This window comes from Rathayibacter sp. AY1A4 (assembly GCF_002930955.1).
GTDB lineage: Bacteria > Actinomycetota > Actinomycetes > Actinomycetales > Microbacteriaceae > Rathayibacter.
Map to the genome: position 1 here is coordinate 79,083 of NZ_PSTN01000011.1, position 17,617 is coordinate 96,699.

A 17,617-nucleotide genomic window follows, 5' to 3' on the forward strand; every position below is an offset into this window, starting at 1 on the left:
GAAGATGGAGGGATGAGCGCTCTGCACGATCCCGACGTCCGCGGCTTCGCCTCCGACAACTACTCCGGAGTGCACGACGAGGTCCTCGCCGCGATCGCCGCGGCCAACGGAGCGCACCAGATCGCCTACGGCGAGGACGTCTACACCGAGCGCCTGCAGGAGGCGTTCCGCCGCGAGTTCGGCGAGCAGGCCCAGGCCTTCCCCGTCTTCAACGGCACGGGCGCCAACGTCACCGGCCTGCAGTCGATGCTGCCGCGGTGGGGCGCCGTCGTCTCGGCGGGCACCGCGCACATCACCTCCGACGAGGGCGGAGCGCCGGAGAAGGTCGGCGGGATCAAGATCCTCACGGTCCCCACGCCCGACGGCAAGCTGACCCCGGCGCTGGTCGACCAGGAGGCGTGGGGCTTCGGCGACGAGCACCGCGCCCAGCCGCTCGTGGTCTCGATCACCCAGTCCTCCGAGCTCGGCACCGTCTACACCCCGGAGGAGGTGCGCGCGCTCGCCGACCACGCGCACGGCCTCGGCATGCGGCTGCACATGGACGGGGCGCGCATCGCGAACGCCGCGGCCGCCCTCGGCCTGCCCCTGCGCTCCTTCACGACCGACGCAGGCGTCGACGTGCTCTCGTTCGGCGGCACCAAGAACGGCATCCTGCTCGGCGAGGCGATCGTCGTGCTCGACCCGGCGGCCTCGACCGGGCTGACCTTCCTCCGCAAGACCAACATGCAGCTGTCCTCCAAGATGCGCTTCATCTCGGCGCAGCTGCTCGCCCTGCTCGGCGACGGCGGCGAGGAGGAGCCCCTGTGGCTCCGCTCGGCCCGGCACGCGAACGCCATGGCGGCGCGCCTGCGCTCGGGGCTCGAGGAGGCGATCGCCGCCGGACGGATCACCGGGCTCGAGTTCACGCAGCAGACCCAGGCCAACGCGGTGTTCGCGACGCTGCCGCCCGGAGTCGCGGACCGGCTCCGCACCGCCTACCGCTTCTACGACTGGAACCCGGCGACCGGCGAGGTCCGCTGGGTCTGCTCCTTCGACACGACGGAGGACGACATCGACGCGTTCACGGCCGCGATCGAGCGCGAGCTGGCCGCGTGAGGGCCCGCCTCCCGCGCCTGGCGACGGTCGGCGCCGCGCTCGCCGTTCTCGTCGCGCTGACGGGCTGCACGTCGGCCGAGCGCTCGGACGTCGCGGCCACCCCGTCGGCGTCCGAGACCGCCGCTCCGACTCCCTCCGCGACTCCGACGCCCTCGCCCACGCCCACGGCCTCGACCCGCCTGGGCTGCGACTCCCTCCTCCCCGCCACGCGGGCGGCCTCGGCGCTGGGGGTCTCCCGCAGCGCTCTCGAGGGCAGCCGCGAGGTGACGACGCGCTCCTCGGGCGAGCTGATCCGCGAGGCCGCGGAGGAGAACGGCGGAGTGCTCCGCTGCGCCTGGTACGACGAGGACGCCTCGATCACCGCGGCCGCGGTCGACGACGCCGCCGAGGCCTTCGCCGGCCGTCCGGGCCCGCGCCTCGAGACCGCCGTCGAGGCCTACGGCTCCTGCACCGACGGCAGCTGCGACCTGGACCTGCTCGCCGGCGCCACCTGGGTGACGCTGCAGCTGCGCGGCGCCCCCGCGGCCGTCGACCTCGCCGCGCTGGCGACCGGCACCGCCTCCGCCGCGCTCGGCACCCTCGACGAGCCGGTCACCGCGACGGCGCCCGTCTGCACCGAGGTCCTGACGGCCGAGCAGCTGTCCGGTGCCGCCGGTCTCGCGCAGGCGACCGCGGGGACGGGGACCGGGACGCCGACCACCGCGTCGGCCGCTGCCGCCGCCCGGGCCGGGTACGCCTCCTGCAGCTGGAGCGACGCCTCCAGCGCCGCCTACTCGGGCGTGACGGTCGACGCGCTCCCGAACGGCGACGACGGCTGGCGGAACCTCTCGCTGACCTCGGGCCTGGCGATCCCGCTCGAGCCGCTCGACGGCTTCGGCGAGAAGGCCCTCACCGGCTGCGCGGCGGGCGTCTGCGAGATCGACGCGCTGGCCGACGACGTGTGGTGGCGCGTGACCGTCACCGGCGACGCGGCGAAGGCCGAGGCCGTCGCCCGCGCCGTGCTCGCGAACGCCTGACCCGGGCGCCCCGCTCCTCCTCCGCGAGCGGGTCAGCGCCAGTACTCGTACCAGGACGACTCGCGGCAGCCGAGGGACGCGTAGAGGCGGCGGGCGCCGGCGTTCTCGGCGAGCACCTGGAGCCAGAAGCGCGCGACGCCCCGGCCGGACGCGTCCTCGAGGAGAGCGCGGATCACGGCGGAGGCGAGCCCGCGGCGCCGGGCGTCCGGGCGGGTCGCCAGGGCGAAGAGGCCGCCCCAGAGCTCGCCGTCCGGCGCCGTGACGAGCGCGAGGCGGCCGATCGCGGCCGGGCCGTCCCCGTCGACGGCGAGAGCGTAGGAGGAGGGGCAGCCCGCGAGGATGCGCTCGGCGACCGCACGCTCCTCCGCTCCACCGCGACCGTCCACCGACCACCAGAGGGCGAGCCAGTCCTCGTCGGGAGCCGGGGAGAGGCGGACGCGAGGCCGCGGCGCGGGCCTCGACGGCGCGGATCCCGACGTCGCGAGCAGGGCGGCGAGCGCCTCCTGCACCGATCCCGTCAGCACGAGCGTCCGGTCGATCGGCGCAGCGCCCCGCTCGGCGAGCAGCCCGGTCAGACCGGCGGGGCTCGGCGGACCGATCTGCACGAGGGGCGCGATCCCGTGCTCGCGGGCGAACGCCTCCGCCGCGTCGAGGGCCGCCTCCTGGTCGACGACGTCGCCGGACGCGAGCACCGAGTTCGCGCGCTTGGTGACCCCTGCGGAGGCGCGCAGCTCCCATGGGCCGAGGGGGCGCCGCACGAGCGCGGGCCAGGCGTCGGCGGCGAGGCGGTCGAGCAGGCGCGGATCCATCGGCCCACGGTAGCGGGAGCGTCGCCGGAGCCCGGCGGGCACCCCCGGAGACGGCTCCGGCCCGCCGGATCCGCCACGGACGAGCCGAGCGGGATCCTGCGGGCCGGAGGCCGTGGAGGGACGAGCCCTACATGTTGATCATGTGCCCCTTGAGGCCGTGGAAGCCCTCCTGCAGCGCCTCCGACAGCGTCGGGTGGGTGTGCACGTTGCGGGCCAGCTCGGTCGCGGTGAGGTCCCACTTCTGGGCGAGCGTGAGCTCGGGGAGCAGCTCCGAGACGTCCGGGCCGATCATGTGGGCGCCGAGGAGTTCGCCGTACTTCTTGCTCGCGATGAGCTTCACGAAGCCGGTGGGCTCGCCGAGGCCGTGGGCCTTGCCGTTCGCCATGAAGGGGAAGGTCGAGACGGTGATCTCGTGTCCCTCGTCCGTCGCCTGCTTCTCGGTGAGGCCGAAGGAGGCGATCTGCGGCTGGCAGAACGTCGCGCGCGGCATCATCCGGTAGTCGCCCAGGGTCTGGGTCTCGGCACCGGCGAGGGTCTCGGCGGCGACGACGCCCTGCGCCTCCGCGACGTGCGCGAGCTGGAGCTTCGCGGTGACGTCGCCGATGGCGTAGATGTGCGGCACGTTGGTGCGCATGTGGTCGTCGATCGCGATCGCGCCGCGCTCGGTGAGCTCGACGCCCGTCTTCTCGAGGCCGAAGCCCTCGGTGCGGGGGACCCAGCCGATGGACATGAGCACCTTGTCGACCTCGAGGGTCGACTGCGTGCCGTCCTTCGCGGTGTAGGTGACCGTGACGTAGCCGTCCTTGTCGACGACCGACTCGACCTTGGTCGAGGTCAGGATCTCGACGCCGAGCTTCTTGTACTGCTTCTGGATCTCCTTGGAGACGTCCGGGTCCTCGTTGGGGAGGGCGCGGTCCATGAACTCGATGATCGTCACGTCGACGCCGTAGTTCTTGAGGACGTAGGCGAACTCCATGCCGATCGCGCCCGCGCCCACGATGGCCATCGTGTCGGGGAGCTCGCGGGTCATGATCTGGGTCTCGTAGGTGACGACGTTCTCGGAGAGCTCGACGCCGGGGAGGAGGCGGACGCTCGCGCCGGTCGCGATGATCGCGTCGTCGAAGGTCAGCGACTCCGTGCCGCCCTTGCTCAGCTGCACGTCGAGGCCCTGCGGGCCGGTGAAGGAGCCGACGCCGTCGAACTCGGCGATCTTGTTCTTCTTCATCAGGAAGTGGACGCCCTTGGTGCGGCCGTCCGCGACCGAGCGGCTGCGGTCGAACGCCGCGCCGAAGTCGAACGAGACGTCGCCCGAGATGCCGAACTGCTTCGCCTGGGTGTGGAAGAGGTGGGCGAGCTCCGCGTTGCGCAGCAGCGCCTTGGACGGGATGCAGCCGACGTTGAGGCAGACACCGCCCCAGTACTGCTTCTCGACGACGGCGACGGACTTGCCGAGCTGGGCGGCGCGGATCGCGGCCACGTATCCGCCGGGGCCTGCCCCCAGGACGACGACGTCGAAGTGCTGGGCCATGGATGATCCTCCAGAGTCGTGGATGGTGGTGCGCGGGGTGACCACGCCGTCTCCCACCGTACCGTTCCGGGGCTCGGAGGCGGCCCGCTCCTCCGTGGGCGAACGCGCGCGCGGGCGCCTGCCGTGCGCGCGCGGGAATGCCCGCGGGGCGGGGACGGTTGGGCTCCACGGGCGACGGAGCCCCTCCCCCAGTCCCCCGCACGGAAGAAGCCCCGCGATGTCCGCCACCGCCTCCCGCACCGCCAGCACCAGCGCCCCGATCCTCGACGTCCTCGCGGAGCGCTGGAGCCCCCGCTCCTACGACGCGACCGCGACCGTCTCCGACGAGACCCTCGCGTCCCTCCTCGAGGCCGCGCGCTGGTCCCCGTCCGCCAGCAACTCGCAGCCGTGGCGCTTCATCGTCGCCCGCCGCGGAACCGACGAGTTCGACCGCATCGTCGCGACGCTCGCCGGCTTCAACGGCGCCTGGGCCGGCTCCGCCGCCGTCCTGGTCGTCGCGCTCGCCGAGACCGTCGACTCCGAGGGGAAGCCGCGCCCCTGGGCCGTCTACGACCTCGGCCAGTCGATCGCCCACCTCAGCGTCCAGGCGCACCACGAGGGCCTGCACGTGCACCAGATGGCCGGCTTCGACAAGGACGCCGTCCGCGCCGCGTTCGGCGTCGACGAGCGCTTCGACCCGGTGACGATCGCCGCGGTGGGAGTCGCGGCCGACGCCGACGCGCTGGCGAACGAGACCCTCCGCGAGCGCGAGACCGCGCCGCGCACCCGCCTGCCCCTCGAGGAGCTCGTGCTCGTCCAGGCGTAGCCCTCCGGCAGAAGGCCTCCCCCGTCCACGGACCGGGGAGGCCTTCCGCGTCCCACCCCCTGTGTTACTCCCCGTGTCGGTCCCCGCTGTGCCGCCGGGAGCCTCTCCGTACGATCGGACGATCCGCCCGTCCGTCCCGCTGCCCGGAGAGACATGCCCGCCACCCCCGCCGCCCGCACGAGCCTGGCCTTCGACGCCGAGCTCGGCCAGTCGGCGTTCCCCGTGCGCTTCGAGGGGGTCGGCCGCACCTTCGCGCCCGGGTCCCCCGTGCTGACGGACGTGACGCTCGAGGCCGCCGCGGGCGAGGTCATCGCGATCCTCGGCCCGAGCGGCTGCGGCAAGTCGACGCTGCTGCGCATCGCGGCGGGCCTGGACACCGCCTCCGAGGGGTCCGTCCTCATCGACGGCGCCCCCGTCTCCGGCATCGACCCGCGCTGCGCGGTGGCGTTCCAGGAGCCGCGGCTGCTGCCCTGGCGGAGCATCGCCGACAACGTCGCGCTCGGACTGCCGCGCGGCACCCCGCGCCCGGCCGCCCGCGCCGCCGTCGACGAGCTGCTCTCGCTGGTCGGCCTCACCGCACACGCCCGCTCGCGGCCCCGCGAGGTGTCCGGGGGGATGGCCCAGCGCGCCTCCCTCGCCCGCGCCCTCGCCCGGAACCCCGGCGTGCTCCTCCTGGACGAGCCCTTCGGGGCGCTCGACGCGCTGACCCGCCTGCGGATGCAGGACCTGCTGCTCGACGTGCACGCGGCGGCTCCGGCGACGATCCTCCTCGTCACCCACGACGTCGACGAGGCCCTCCAGCTGGCCGACCGCATCGTGCTCCTCGGGCGCGACGAGCCCGGAGGCGTCTCGCGCATCCAGCGGATCGTCACCGTCCCCGGAGCACGCCCCCGCGACCGCGGCTCGGCGGAGCTCGCCGAGCACCGGGCCGAGCTCCTCGCGGGGCTGGGCATCGAGCGGCACTGACCCCGGGCGGATCGACCCGCGTCCCTCCACCCGGGCGGCACGGTCCGGGCGGCACGACCTCCCTCCCCAGCCGCCTCCTCCTCCCGCTCTCCACCGCACGAGCACCTCCCCGCACCGCCCCTCCCCTGCAGCGTCCACACTCGCTGTCACCGCATCCCCGAAGCCGAGGCCCCCATGTCGTTCACCAGCTCCCCGCTCACCCGCCGCACCGCTCTCGCCGGTCTGCTCACCGCCGCCGCCGTCCCGCTCCTCGCGGGCTGCGTGCAGGGCGAGGGCGGAGGAGGAGCGGCGGCCGCGACCGCCGACGCCGCCTCCGGAGGAACTCAGGGCGGCACGCTCACGCTCGACTTCGCGACGTACAACCCGCTGAGCCTGGTCATCAAGGAGAAGGGCTGGCTCGAGGCCGCCCTCGCCGAGCAGCAGGTCACCGTCGCCTGGGTGCAGTCGGCCGGCTCCAACAAGGCCAACGAGGCCCTGCGCGCCGGAGCGATCGACGTCGGCTCCACCGCCGGCTCGGCCGCACTGCTCGCCCGCTCGAACGGCTCGCCGATCAGGACGATCGACATCTTCTCGCAGCCGGAGTGGTCGGCCCTCGTCGTCCCCGCCGGCTCGGCGATCACGTCGGTCGAGCAGCTCAAGGGCAAGCAGATCGCGGCCACCAAGGGCACCGACCCCTACTTCTTCCTGGTGCAGGCGCTCGAGGCCGCCGGGCTGGGCATCGGCGACGTGACGGTGCAGAACCTGCAGCACGCCGACGGCTGGGCGGCGCTGCAGAACGGCTCCGTCGACGCCTGGGCGGGCCTGGACCCGATCATGGCCGGCGCCGAGGCGGCCGGGGCGACCCTGCTCTACCGCAACGTCGACTTCAACTCCTACGGTCTGCTCAACGCGACCGAGAGCTTCCTCGCCGAGAAGCCGGACCTCGCGCAGACCGTCGTGAACGCCTACGAGCACGCCCGCGCCTGGGCGCTCGAGAACCAGGACGAGACGGCGAGCATCCTCGCCTCCGTCGCCGGCCTCGACGTGGCGGTGGCGACGACGGTCATCACCGAGCGCAGCAACCTCGACGTCGACAACGTCCCCGGCTCCGCGCAGACCGACGTGCTCGCCGTGATCGGCCCGATCTTCGTCGAGAACGGCGACGTCGCCTCACAGCAGCAGGTCGACGACGCGCTCGACTCGCTGCTCGACGACACGTACGCCTCGGCGGCCGACCCGAGCGCCATCGGCGCCTGAGGGTCCGGCCCTCCGCCCCCGACCCCGTGATCCGAGGAGACCGACGATGACGATCCGCGACGACGACACCGCGACCGACGCCGATGTGCTGCGCCGGAGCGCGCTGTCCGCGCCGATGCCGGGTGCGCCCGGACTCGCGACGGCGGGCCCATCGGTCGCGGCCTCCCAGCGCCGCCTCCGCGAGGACCGCACCCACCCGCTCACCACGCGAAGGTGGTTCGTGGTCGCGGGAGGCGCGGTCCTGCCCGTGCTGCTGCTCGCCGCCTGGCAGATCGCGACGACGACCGGGATGGTCTCGGTGGCGGTCTTCCCCTCGCCCGCGATGGTCTGGGCGGCCGGCGTCGACCTCGCCCAGCGCGGCGACCTCGGCCAGGACGTCGCCATCTCGACGCAGCGCGTGCTCATCGGGTTCGCGCTCGGCTCGGCGCTCGGGCTCGTGGTCGGCGCGCTCTTCGGGCTCTCCCGCGTCTGGGAGGTCGTCCTCGGCCCGACCCTCGGCGCGATCCGGGCGGTCCCGTCGCTGGCCTGGGTCCCGCTGCTGCTGCTCTGGATGGGCATCGGCGAGGAATCGAAGATCACCCTGATCACGATCGGCGCGTTCTTCCCCGTCTTCACCACGGTGGCCACGGCGCTCGGCCATGTCGACCGGCACCTCGTCGAGGCGGGCCGCGCTTTCGGCCTCTCGGGCGTCCGGCTCTTCACGACGGTGCAGCTGCCCGCGGTGATCCCGTCCGTGATCTCCGGGCTGCGCCTCGCGCTCGCCCAGTCGTGGCTGTTCCTGGTCGCCTCCGAGCTCATCGCCTCCTCGATGGGCCTCGGCTTCCGCCTCATCGACAGCCAGAACAACGGCCGGATCGACCGGGTGTTCCTGGCGATCGTCCTGCTGGCCGTGCTGGGCAAGCTCACCGATGCCGTCGTCGGCGTATTCCAGCGCTACGCCGTGAGGAAGTGGGCGTGAGCGCCGGGGAGGGAGCTCCGAGCGTGAGCGGGACGATCGCCAACCTGCTCGACGAGCACCGCCGGTTCCCCCCGCCCGCGGCCTTCGCCGCGCAGGCGAACGCGGGCGCGGAGGAGTACTCGCGAGCCGCCGCCGATCCGGTCGCGTTCTGGGAGGAGGCGGCCCGCCGCCTCGAGTGGGCGGAGCCGTGGCACACCGCCCACAGCTGGGAGCCTGCCGCTCCGCTGCCCGACGGCTCGCTCTCGGTGCCGCGCACGACCTGGTTCGAGGGTGGACGGCTGAACGTGGCCGTCAACTGCGTCGACCGCCACGTGGACGCGGGACGCGGCGGGAAGACCGCCCTCCACTTCGAGGGCGAGCGCGGCGACCGGCGGTCGATCACCTACGCCGAGCTCCAGCGGGAGGTCTCCCGCGCCGCGAACGCGCTGACCGCGCTCGGGATCGGGAAGGGCGACCGCGTCGTCGTCTATCTCCCGGTGATCCCCGAGACCATCGTCATCACGCTCGCGATCGCGCGGATCGGAGCGATCCACTCGCTCGTCTTCGGCGGCTTCTCCGCCGAGGCGGTGCGGTTCCGCGTGGAGGACACCGGCGCGAAGCTCCTGGTCACCACGGACGGGCAGTTCCGGCGCGGAGCGGCGGTGCCGGTCAAGGCGAGCGCCGACCGGGCGGTCGCGGGCGTCGCGTCGATCGAGCACGTCCTCGTCGTCCGCCGCACCGGTGAGACCGACGTCCCGTGGACCCCGGGCCGCGACGTCTGGTGGCACGAGCTGGTCGATGCGCAGAGCGACGTCCACGAGGCCGAGGCCTTCGACTCCGAGACGCCGCTGTTCATCATCTACACCTCCGGCACGACCGGGAAGCCCAAGGGGCTGGTGCACACCAGCGGCGGCTACCTCACGCAGGCCTCGTGGACGCACTGGGCCGTGTTCGACGCGAAGCCGGACGAAGTGCACTGGTGCACCGCCGACCTCGCCTGGGTCACCGCGCACACCTACGAGATCTACGGACCGCTCTCGAACGGGCTCACCCAGGTGATCTACGAGGGCACCCCGAGCACCCCGCACACGGCCCGGCACTTCGAGATCATCGAGCGGTACGGGGTGACCGTCTACTACACGGCGCCGACGCTGATCCGGACGCTGATGACCTGGTTCCCCGAGGGCGTGCCCGACCGGTACGACCTGTCGAGCCTGCGCCTGCTCGGCACCGTCGGCGAGTCCATCAACCCCGAGGCCTGGGTCTGGTTCCACGAGGCGATCGGCGGCGGGCGCTGCCCGATCGTCGACACCTGGTGGCAGTCCGAGACCGGCGCCGCGGTGATGTGCCCGCTGCCGGGCGTCTCGACCCTCAAGCCGGGCTCGTCGCTCGGAGCCCTGCCCGGGCTCGGCGTCCTCGTGGTGGACGAGCACGGCGAGCGGGTGCCGAACGGCTCCGGCGGCTACCTCGTGGTCGACCGGACCGGGCCGGCGCTCGCCCGCACCGTGTGGGGCGACCCGGAGCGGTACCGCGACTCCTACTGGGCCCGCTACGCGTCCCAGGGGTGGTTCTTCTCCGGGGACGGCGCGAAGTACGACGCCGACGGCGACGTCTGGGTGCTCGGCCGCGTCGACGACGTCATCAACGTCTCCGGGCACCGCCTGTCCACGATCGAGATCGAGTCGGCACTCGTCGCCCATCCGGCCGTCGGCGAGGCCGGAGTCGTCGGAGTCGCCGACGCGACGACCGGCCAGGCCATCGCGGCGTTCGTCATCCCCTCCGACGAGGCCGTCGACCGCGCCGAGGAGGACCCGGCCTACTGGGCCGCTCTCGGCACGACGCTCTCGGCGCTCCTGCGCGACCACGTGGCGGTCGCGATCGGTCCGATCGCCAAGCCGCGCGACGTGGTGGTGGTGCCGGATCTGCCCAAGACCCGCTCCGGCAAGATCATGCGGCGGCTGCTCGGCGACATCCGCGACGGCCGCCCGCTCGGAGACGTGACGAGCCTCCAGGACGACACCGTCCCGGCGCGCATCGCCCGCATCGTCGCCGAGCGCGGGTAGGCGCCGCGCCGAGCGGACGCGGCGGGCGGCGCCTGTTTCGGGGAGGCGTCGGGAGCCTGCGCGTCCGCGGCGAGGAGGGGCCGCCGGGGAGCATCCGGAGTAGCGTGAAGCCGTGCGCGACGTCCAACAGCAGATCATCTCCGAGCTCCACGTCTCCCCCGCCGTCGATCCGGCCGTCGAGGTCGAACGGCGCAGCGGATTCCTCGCCGACTACCTCCGCAGCACCGGCGCGAAGGGCCTCGTCCTCGGCATCAGCGGCGGCCAGGACTCGAGCCTCGCCGGGCGCCTCTGCCAGCTCGCGGTCGAGCAGGTCCGCGCGAGCGGCGGCGACGCCTCCTTCATCGCGGTCCGCCTGCCGTACAAGGTGCAGGCCGACGAGGAGGACGCCCAGCGCGCCCTCACGTTCATCCGCCCGGACCGCCAGGTCGTCTTCGACATCCACCAGGGCGTCGACGGCGTGGCCGCGGCGTTCGGTGACGCGGTCGACGAGCCGATCAGCGACTTCGTGAAGGGCAACGTGAAGGCGCGGATGCGGATGATCGCGCAGTACGCGATCGCCGGCCAGGCCGGGATGCTCGTCGTCGGGACCGACCACGCGGCCGAGGCGGTCACCGGCTTCTTCACGAAGTACGGCGACGGCGGCGCCGACGTCCTCCCGCTCACCGGTCTCACCAAGCGGCAGGGCCGCTCGCTCCTCGAGCACCTGGACGCACCGGCCCGGCTCTACGAGAAGGCGCCGACGGCGGACCTGCTCGACGACAACCCCGGCCAGACCGACGAGACGAACCTCGGGCTCACCTACGCCGACCTCGACACGTACCTCGAGGGTGGCGAGGTCGACCAGGCCGTCGCCGAGGCCATCGAGGCGCGGTACGCCGCGACCGAGCACAAGCGCCAGGTGCCGCTGTCGATGTTCGACGACTGGTGGCGCTGAGCCGCCGCTGACCGCTTCCAGCGGCCGGCAGCTCAGGACCGCACGGGGCCCCGCTGAGGCGGGGCTCCCGTGCGTCCGGCGCGGAACCGGCGCGAGGTCAGGAATGGGCGCGAGGTCAGGAATGGGCGCGAGGTCAGGAACCGCCGCGCGGTCCGGTCCCGCCGCGGTATCAGGAGTCGGCGCGGGCGTTGTAGACGAGCACCTCGCCGGAGTCGACGGAGGCGCGGTAGGCGCGGAACACGTCGAGGGCCTCGTCGCGGAGCACGCCGTCGACGACCTCGATGCCGCGGGCCTCGAACTGGGCGGCCCAGTCCTCGCGCATCGGCCCCTCGTCGAAGGTGCTGATCTCCTCGAGCTCGGGGCCGGAGCCCGCGACGACCAGCCGGCGCACCCCCGACCACATCGTCGCTCCGTAGCACTGCACGCACGGGCGCCAGTTGACGACCAGGTCGTGCGCGGGGAGGCCCTCGCCGCCGAGGTCCCAGGTGCCGAGCGCGGTCTGCGCGAGACCGAGCGCCGTCACCTCGGCGTGGCCGGACGAGACCCCGCTGCCGAGCACGACGTTCACTCCGACCGAGACGAGACGACCGGAGTCGCGCTCGACGACGATCGCCGCGAACGGGCCGCCGTTCCCCTCGCGGAAGTTGCGGTCGGCGAGCGCATGCACGAGGGCCATCCGGTCCTCGAGGCTCGGGAGGACCTCGGGGACGTCGCGGAGGGCCTCACCGATCCAGGCGGGCAGGGCGATCTCGTAGCGGGTGGCGAGGCGGTCGATGTCCATGGGTCCTCCGGGAGACGGGGCGGGGCGGGGCGGCGGGGCGACGGAGCGGAGACGGATGCGCGGCAGGCACGGCACGGGTGACGCGCGGACGGCGGCGGCCGTCGCCCCTCAGCCTCGCAGTGCCGAGCGCCGGAGACGGAATCGGCCCGGCGCGTCGACGCGGAGGTCAGGCGAGGAGGGCCTCGCCGAGCGCCGCGGCCTGCGCCGCCCAGAAGCGCCTCGCCACACCGGTCCGGCGGAACAGGGCGTCGAAGCCGTGGAAGGCGCCCTCCACGATCTCGAGCCCGCACGGCACTCCGGCCGCGCGCAGGCGCTCGGCGTAGCGGACGTCCTCGTCATGGAAGAGGTCGAGGCCGCCGACGCCGATCCAGGCCGGCGGCAGGCCCGTGAGGTCGTCGCGGCGGGCGGGGGCGGCGTAGGCCGTGACGCCGGGGCCGCCGGGCTCGCCGGCGAGGTAGGCGGTCCAGCCGAAGCGGTTGCTGCCCGGGGTCCAGACGCGGACTCCGCGCGGAGGAGGACCGGGCCGGGTGACGGTGCGGTCGTCGAGCATCGGGTAGACGAGCAGCTGGAACGCGGGCTGCGCTCCTCCGCGGTCGTGGGCGAGGAGGGTCGCACCCGCGGCGATGCCGCCGCCCGCGCTCGCGCCTCCGACGGCGATGCGCGCCGGGTCGACGCCGCTCTCCTGCGCGTGCTCGACGAGCCAGTCGAACGCGGCCAGCACGTCCTCGACGGCAGCCGGGGCCGGATGCGCGGGCGCGAGGCGGTAGTCGACGGAGACGACCGTGATACCCAGGGTGCGGGCGAAGTCGATGCAGGACGCCTCGTCCTGGAGGTGGCTGCCGAGCACCATGCCGCCGCCGTGCACCCAGAGGAGCGCGGGAGCGGTACCGCGGAGGATGCGCGGCCGATAGCTGCGGGCCCGGACGGGAGCGGCTCCGGCGACGGGGATCTCGACGTCGTCGACCACGATGTCGGGCGGAGCCTCGCCTCCCTCGGCGGCGCGTCGCGTGGCGAGGCGCAGCAGTCGCGGGCCGAGGACGATCGGCGGGAGGAAGCGGCCGAGCGCGAGGTCGGGGTGGAAGAGGGGCGCCGTCGCGGCGGTGCGGGCTGACGCGGTCATGCGCGGGAGGCTACTCCTCGCGACCGTGCCGGCGCCCCTCGGCGGGACTACGGACGCACGAGGGTCTTGATCGCGCGGCGCTCGTCCATGGCGGCGTACGCCTCGGCGATCTCCTCGAGGGGCAGCTCGAGGTCGAAGACCAGACCGGGCTCGATCGCGCCGCTGAGCACGTCGGGCAGCAGCTCGGCCATGTAGCCGCGGACCGGCGCGACTCCGCCGTTGACGCCCACGTTCGAGCCGAACATCTGGCGGACGGGCAGCTCGGGGCCTCCGTTGGGGACGCCGACGTAGCCGACCATGCCGCCGGGGCGGGCGGAGTCGAGGGCCTGCTGCATCGACTCCTTGGTGCCGACGCACTCGAGCACGCAGTCGGCGCCGATCCCGCCGGTCAGCTCGCGGACGCGCGCGACGCCCTCGTCGCCGCGGGTCTCGACGATGTGGGTCGCCCCGAAGCGTCGGGCGAGGTTCTGCCGCGACTCGTGCCGCGACATCGCGATGATCGTGGTCGCGCCGAGGCGCTTGGCCGCCAGGACGGCGCAGAGGCCGACCGCGCCGTCGCCGACGACCGCGACGGTCGAGCCCGCGGTGACGCCGGCCGAGACCGCGGCGTGGTGGCCGGTCCCCATCACGTCGGCGAGGGTGAGCAGGCTCGGGATGAGCGCCGGATCCGGATCGATGCCCACGCGGAAGAGCGTGCCGTCGGCGAGGGGCACGCGCACCTTCTCGCCCTGGGCGCCGTCCGCGAAGCCCTCCTCGCGGACCTCGGCGCCCCACCAGCCGCCGGTGAGGCACGAGGTGGAGACGCCGTTGGCGCAGTTCGCGCAGGTGCCGTCGCAGACGTAGAACGGGGCGATCACGAAGTCGCCGACCGCGACGTCGTGCACGTCGTCGCCGATCTCCTCGACGACGCCGACGAACTCGTGGCCGATGCGGTGCGCCTCCTTGGTGGGAGTGACGCCGCGGTAGGGCCACAGGTCCGAGCCGCAGACGCAGGCCGCGGTGACGCGGACGATCGCGTCGCGCCCCGTCGAGAGCTGCGGGTCGGGGACCTCCTCGAGTCGGATGTCGCGCTCGCCGTGGATGAGTGTTGCTCGCATGGGTGCTCCTGGTCGGGAGGGGGATGGGGTCGGCGTCCACGGTACGCCCGCGACCGGCCGCGGGCGCCGGAGAGGCGGGGGCTTGCACGAACGCGCGCCGACGCGGCCTAGGTGGAGAGCCGGGGCGCGGCCGGGGGCGGTCCGGCGCCGGGCGGGAGGCGTCCTGCCGGAACGGAGGGGCCCCGCAGCAGCCCTGCGCCGCGTCACGGCCGCGCCTCCGCCCAGCCGTCGCGCCCGATCACGACGTGCGCGAGGAACCGCAGGCCGCACGCCTCTGCCCCCTCGGCGATCGCCCGCGTCGCCGCACGGTCGGAGGGGAGCACCACGGCCTCGCCCGCGTGGCTGTGCGCCAGGCCGATGCCCGCCGCGCCGCGCGCCAGCACCTCGGCGAGCACGGCGGCGACGGGGATCTCGGCGTGCGCCGGGGCTCCGTCGGCCAGCGTCAGGACGTCGCGGACGGCTCCGGACTCGGCGAGCGCCACCGCCAGCACGGTCTCGACCGGCCGGGCGGCCAGCAGCGGAGCGACGAGCCCGGCCAGGCCGGCGGCGTCGGTCACCCGGGCGGCGCGCGAGGCGCGGTTCATCCTCCGCCGCAGCTCGAAGGAGGCGACCAGGCGGCAGGCGGCGACCTCGCCGACTCCGCGGTGCCGCATCAGATCGCCCACCCCGGCCCGGGCGACGGCGTCGATGCCGCCGAAGCGCGCGAGGAGGCGCTGCGCGACGACGGTCGCGTTGGCGCCGCGGACGCCGGCCCCGATGAGCACGGCGAGGGTCTCGGCGTCAGTGAGCGCCTCCGGTCCGTAGGCGCGGAGGCGCTCCCTCGGCCGCTCCTCGGGAGGGAGGTCGGCCATGCGGGGGCCGGGCGTTTCGAAGGACATGCCGCCGACGATACGGAGCCCGCCGGACGCGCCGCCCGCGGATCCCGCCACTGTGGACGAGTACCGCCCGCGAGCGCCCTGTGGAGGGACCTCCCGTCACCGCCGGCGCGCTCCTTCCCGTCCCCCTGCGAGAACGCAGACGTCGGACTCGCGACAGGGGTCGAGCACCCCGGTCAGTCCGACGCGGGCATCCCGGCCGTCACCGACAGGCTCTCGCCGTCCGGCGCCACGTCCACCAGCACCACGTCCCCGTCGCGCACCGTGCCGCCGAGCAGCGCCGTCGCCAGCTGGTCGTCGATCGCCCGCTGCATCAGCCGGCGCAGCGGCCGCGCGCCGTACTGCGGGTCGTAGCCGCGCTCGGCCAGCCACCCGCGGGCCGCGGGCGTCACCGCCAGGTCGAGCCGTCGCTCCGAGAGCCTCCTCGACAGCCGGTCGACGTACAGCGACACGATCTCGCCGAGCTCGGTGCGGTCGAGCGCGTCGAAGATCACGATGTCGTCGAGCCGGTTCACGAACTCGGGCTTGAAGGCCTGGCGCACCATCTGCTGGACCGCCTCCTCCTTCTGCGGCCGCGACAGCGCCGGGTCCACGAGGAACTGCGACCCCAGGTTGGAGGTGAGGATGAGGATCGTGTTGCGGAAGTCGACCGTCCGCCCCTGGCCGTCGGTGAGCCGGCCGTCGTCGAGCACCTGGAGCAGGACGTCGAACACCTCGGGGTGCGCCTTCTCGATCTCGTCGAGGAGCACCACCGAGTACGGGCGGCGGCGGACCGCCTCCGTGAGCTGGCCGCCCTGCTCGTAGCCGATGTAGCCGGGAGGGGCGCCGACCAGCCGCGAGACGGCGAACTTCTCGCCGTACTCCGACATGTCGATGCGGACCATCGCCTTCTCGTCGTCGAAGAGGTGGTCGGCGAGCGCCTTCGCCAGCTCGGTCTTGCCGACGCCGGTCGGCCCGAGGAAGAGGAAGGAGCCGGTCGGCCGGTCGGGGTCGGAGATGCCCGCGCGGGTGCGGCGCACCGCGTCCGCGACGGCCGACACCGCCTCGTCCTGGCCGATCAGTCGGCGGTGCAGCTCGGTCTCGAGGTGCAGCAGCTTCTCGGTCTCGCCCTGCAGGAGGCGCCCGACGGGGATCCCCGTCCAGGCGGCGATCACCGCGGCGATGTCGTCGGCCGTCACCTGCTCGTTGACCATGCGGCCCTCGGCCGGCTCCTCCTCCGCCTCGGCGGCCGCGAGCTCGCGCTCGATCACCGGGATGTCGCCGTAGAGCAGCTTCGACGCGCGCTCGAGCTTGCCCTCGCGCTGCGCCCGCTCGGCGGCGATCCGCAGGGCGTCGAGCCGGTTCTTGAGCTCGCCGACGCGGTTGAGGGAGGCGCGCTCGCGCTCCCAGCGCTCCTGCAGCTCCTCGAGCTGGGCGCCGCGGCGGGCCAGGTCCTCGCGCAGCTTCTCCAGCCGCGCCTTCGAGGCCTCGTCCTTCTCCTTCTTCAGCGCCAGCTCCTCGAGCCTCAGCCGGTCGACGGAGCGGCGCAGCTCGTCGATCTCGACGGGAGCGGAGTCGATCTCCATGCGCAGCCGCGACGCGGCCTCGTCGATCAGGTCGATCGCCTTGTCCGGCAGCTGGCGGGAGGTGATGTAGCGGTTCGAGAGCGACGCGGCGGCGACCAGGGCGGAATCGGCGATCGCCACCTTGTGGTGCGCCTCGTAGCGCTCCTTCAGCCCGCGGAGGATCGCCACGGTGTCCTCGACGGTCGGCTCGCCGACGAAGACCTGCTGGAAGCGGCGCTCGAGAGCGGCGTCCTTCTCGATGTACTGGCGGTACTCGTCGAGCGTCGTCGCGCCGATCATCCGCAGCTCGCCGCGCGCCAGCATGGGCTTGAGCATGTTCGCGGCCGCCACCGACCCCTCGCCGCCGCCCGCGCCCATCAGCGTGTGCAGCTCGTCGATGAAGGTGATGATCCGGCCGTCGGACTCCTCGATCTCCTGGAGCACGGCCTTCAGCCGCTCCTCGAACTCGCCGCGGTACTTCGCTCCGGCGATCAGGGCCGAGAGGTCGAGGCTGACGAGCTGCTTGCCCTTGAGGCTCTCGGCGACGTCGCCCGCGACGATCCGCTGCGCGAGCCCCTCGACGACGGCGGTCTTGCCGACGCCGGGCTCGCCGATGAGGACGGGGTTGTTCTTGGTGCGGCGCGTGAGCACCTGGCTGACGCGCCGGATCTCGGCATCCCTCCCGATCACCGGGTCGAGCTTGCCGCTCGCCGCGATGGCGGTCAGGTTGACGCCGTACTGCTCGAGTGCGGACTTCTCGTCCTGCTGGGGCATCCGACCGGCCTGCATGATGGTGGTCTCCTCCGTGGCT

At 73.8% G+C, this 17,617-nt stretch carries 15 protein-coding genes; 8 read left to right on the plus strand and 7 right to left on the minus strand.

Annotation, left to right across the window (positions count from 1 at the left end):
* Positions 1 to 12: 12 nt before the first annotated feature.
* A complete protein-coding gene (locus C5B92_RS08615) occupies positions 13 to 1,095 on the plus strand; it encodes a low specificity L-threonine aldolase (RefSeq protein WP_104256598.1) in 1,083 nt (360 codons plus the stop codon).
* Positions 1,092 to 2,111 carry a hypothetical protein gene (locus C5B92_RS17285; RefSeq protein ID WP_181027246.1) on the plus strand — a complete coding sequence of 340 codons (1,020 nt, stop codon included), beginning with the start codon at positions 1,092 to 1,094 and terminating at the stop codon, positions 2,109 to 2,111. The genes C5B92_RS08615 and C5B92_RS17285 overlap by 4 nt, the downstream gene beginning before the upstream one ends.
* A 32-nt stretch (positions 2,112 to 2,143) precedes the next feature.
* Here C5B92_RS17285 and C5B92_RS08625 read toward each other — a convergent pair whose 3' ends face one another.
* Together C5B92_RS08625 and lpdA are read right to left on the minus strand one after the other, a co-directional pair.
* The gene (locus tag C5B92_RS08625; protein WP_104350282.1) at positions 2,144 to 2,920 is read right to left on the minus strand and encodes a GNAT family N-acetyltransferase; all 777 of its coding nucleotides are present in this window, start codon (positions 2,918 to 2,920) and stop codon (positions 2,144 to 2,146) included.
* Between the two features lie 127 nt (positions 2,921 to 3,047).
* Positions 3,048 to 4,448 carry a dihydrolipoyl dehydrogenase gene (gene lpdA, locus C5B92_RS08630; RefSeq protein WP_104222818.1) on the minus strand — a complete coding sequence of 467 codons (1,401 nt, stop codon included), beginning with the start codon at positions 4,446 to 4,448 and terminating at the stop codon, positions 3,048 to 3,050.
* A gap of 217 nt (positions 4,449 to 4,665) precedes the next feature.
* Between lpdA and C5B92_RS08635 the strand changes: the two genes are divergently transcribed.
* The 6 genes from C5B92_RS08635 (at position 4,666) to nadE (ending at position 11,389) form a co-directional block, all read left to right on the plus strand.
* The gene (locus tag C5B92_RS08635) at positions 4,666 to 5,253 is read left to right on the plus strand and encodes a nitroreductase family protein (RefSeq protein ID WP_104239204.1); all 588 of its coding nucleotides are present in this window, start codon (positions 4,666 to 4,668) and stop codon (positions 5,251 to 5,253) included.
* 153 nt (positions 5,254 to 5,406) lie between these two features.
* Complete coding sequence (locus tag C5B92_RS08640) at positions 5,407 to 6,219, plus strand: ABC transporter ATP-binding protein (protein WP_104222820.1); 813 nt, start codon at positions 5,407 to 5,409, stop codon at positions 6,217 to 6,219.
* Positions 6,220 to 6,393: 174 nt separating this feature from the next.
* Positions 6,394 to 7,455, plus strand: a complete 1,062-nt coding sequence (locus C5B92_RS08645; protein WP_104250694.1) for an aliphatic sulfonate ABC transporter substrate-binding protein — start codon at positions 6,394 to 6,396, stop codon at positions 7,453 to 7,455.
* A gap of 46 nt (positions 7,456 to 7,501) precedes the next feature.
* Complete coding sequence (locus tag C5B92_RS08650) at positions 7,502 to 8,413, plus strand: ABC transporter permease (RefSeq protein ID WP_258061316.1); 912 nt, start codon at positions 7,502 to 7,504, stop codon at positions 8,411 to 8,413.
* A gap of 23 nt (positions 8,414 to 8,436) precedes the next feature.
* The gene (gene acs / locus C5B92_RS08655) at positions 8,437 to 10,455 is read left to right on the plus strand and encodes an acetate--CoA ligase (protein WP_104350291.1); all 2,019 of its coding nucleotides are present in this window, start codon (positions 8,437 to 8,439) and stop codon (positions 10,453 to 10,455) included.
* 112 nt (positions 10,456 to 10,567) lie between these two features.
* The gene (nadE, locus tag C5B92_RS08660; protein ID WP_104350283.1) at positions 10,568 to 11,389 is read left to right on the plus strand and encodes an ammonia-dependent NAD(+) synthetase; all 822 of its coding nucleotides are present in this window, start codon (positions 10,568 to 10,570) and stop codon (positions 11,387 to 11,389) included.
* 169 nt (positions 11,390 to 11,558) lie between these two features.
* Here nadE and C5B92_RS08665 read toward each other — a convergent pair whose 3' ends face one another.
* From C5B92_RS08665 to C5B92_RS08685, 5 genes are all read right to left on the minus strand, one after another.
* Positions 11,559 to 12,170, minus strand: a complete 612-nt coding sequence (locus C5B92_RS08665; protein WP_181028780.1) for a nucleoside deaminase — start codon at positions 12,168 to 12,170, stop codon at positions 11,559 to 11,561.
* Positions 12,171 to 12,336: 166 nt separating this feature from the next.
* The gene (locus C5B92_RS08670) at positions 12,337 to 13,290 is read right to left on the minus strand and encodes an alpha/beta hydrolase (RefSeq protein ID WP_104350284.1); all 954 of its coding nucleotides are present in this window, start codon (positions 13,288 to 13,290) and stop codon (positions 12,337 to 12,339) included.
* Positions 13,291 to 13,337: 47 nt separating this feature from the next.
* Entirely contained in the window at positions 13,338 to 14,387 is a 1,050-nt protein-coding gene (locus C5B92_RS08675; protein WP_104222823.1) for a zinc-dependent alcohol dehydrogenase family protein, read from the minus strand.
* A 203-nt stretch (positions 14,388 to 14,590) separates the two neighbouring features.
* Complete coding sequence (locus tag C5B92_RS08680) at positions 14,591 to 15,265, minus strand: RadC family protein (protein ID WP_146079285.1); 675 nt, start codon at positions 15,263 to 15,265, stop codon at positions 14,591 to 14,593.
* Between the two features lie 173 nt (positions 15,266 to 15,438).
* Positions 15,439 to 17,580 carry an ATP-dependent Clp protease ATP-binding subunit gene (locus C5B92_RS08685; protein WP_374952925.1) on the minus strand — a complete coding sequence of 714 codons (2,142 nt, stop codon included), beginning with the start codon at positions 17,578 to 17,580 and terminating at the stop codon, positions 15,439 to 15,441.
* Positions 17,581 to 17,617 lie beyond the last annotated feature (37 nt).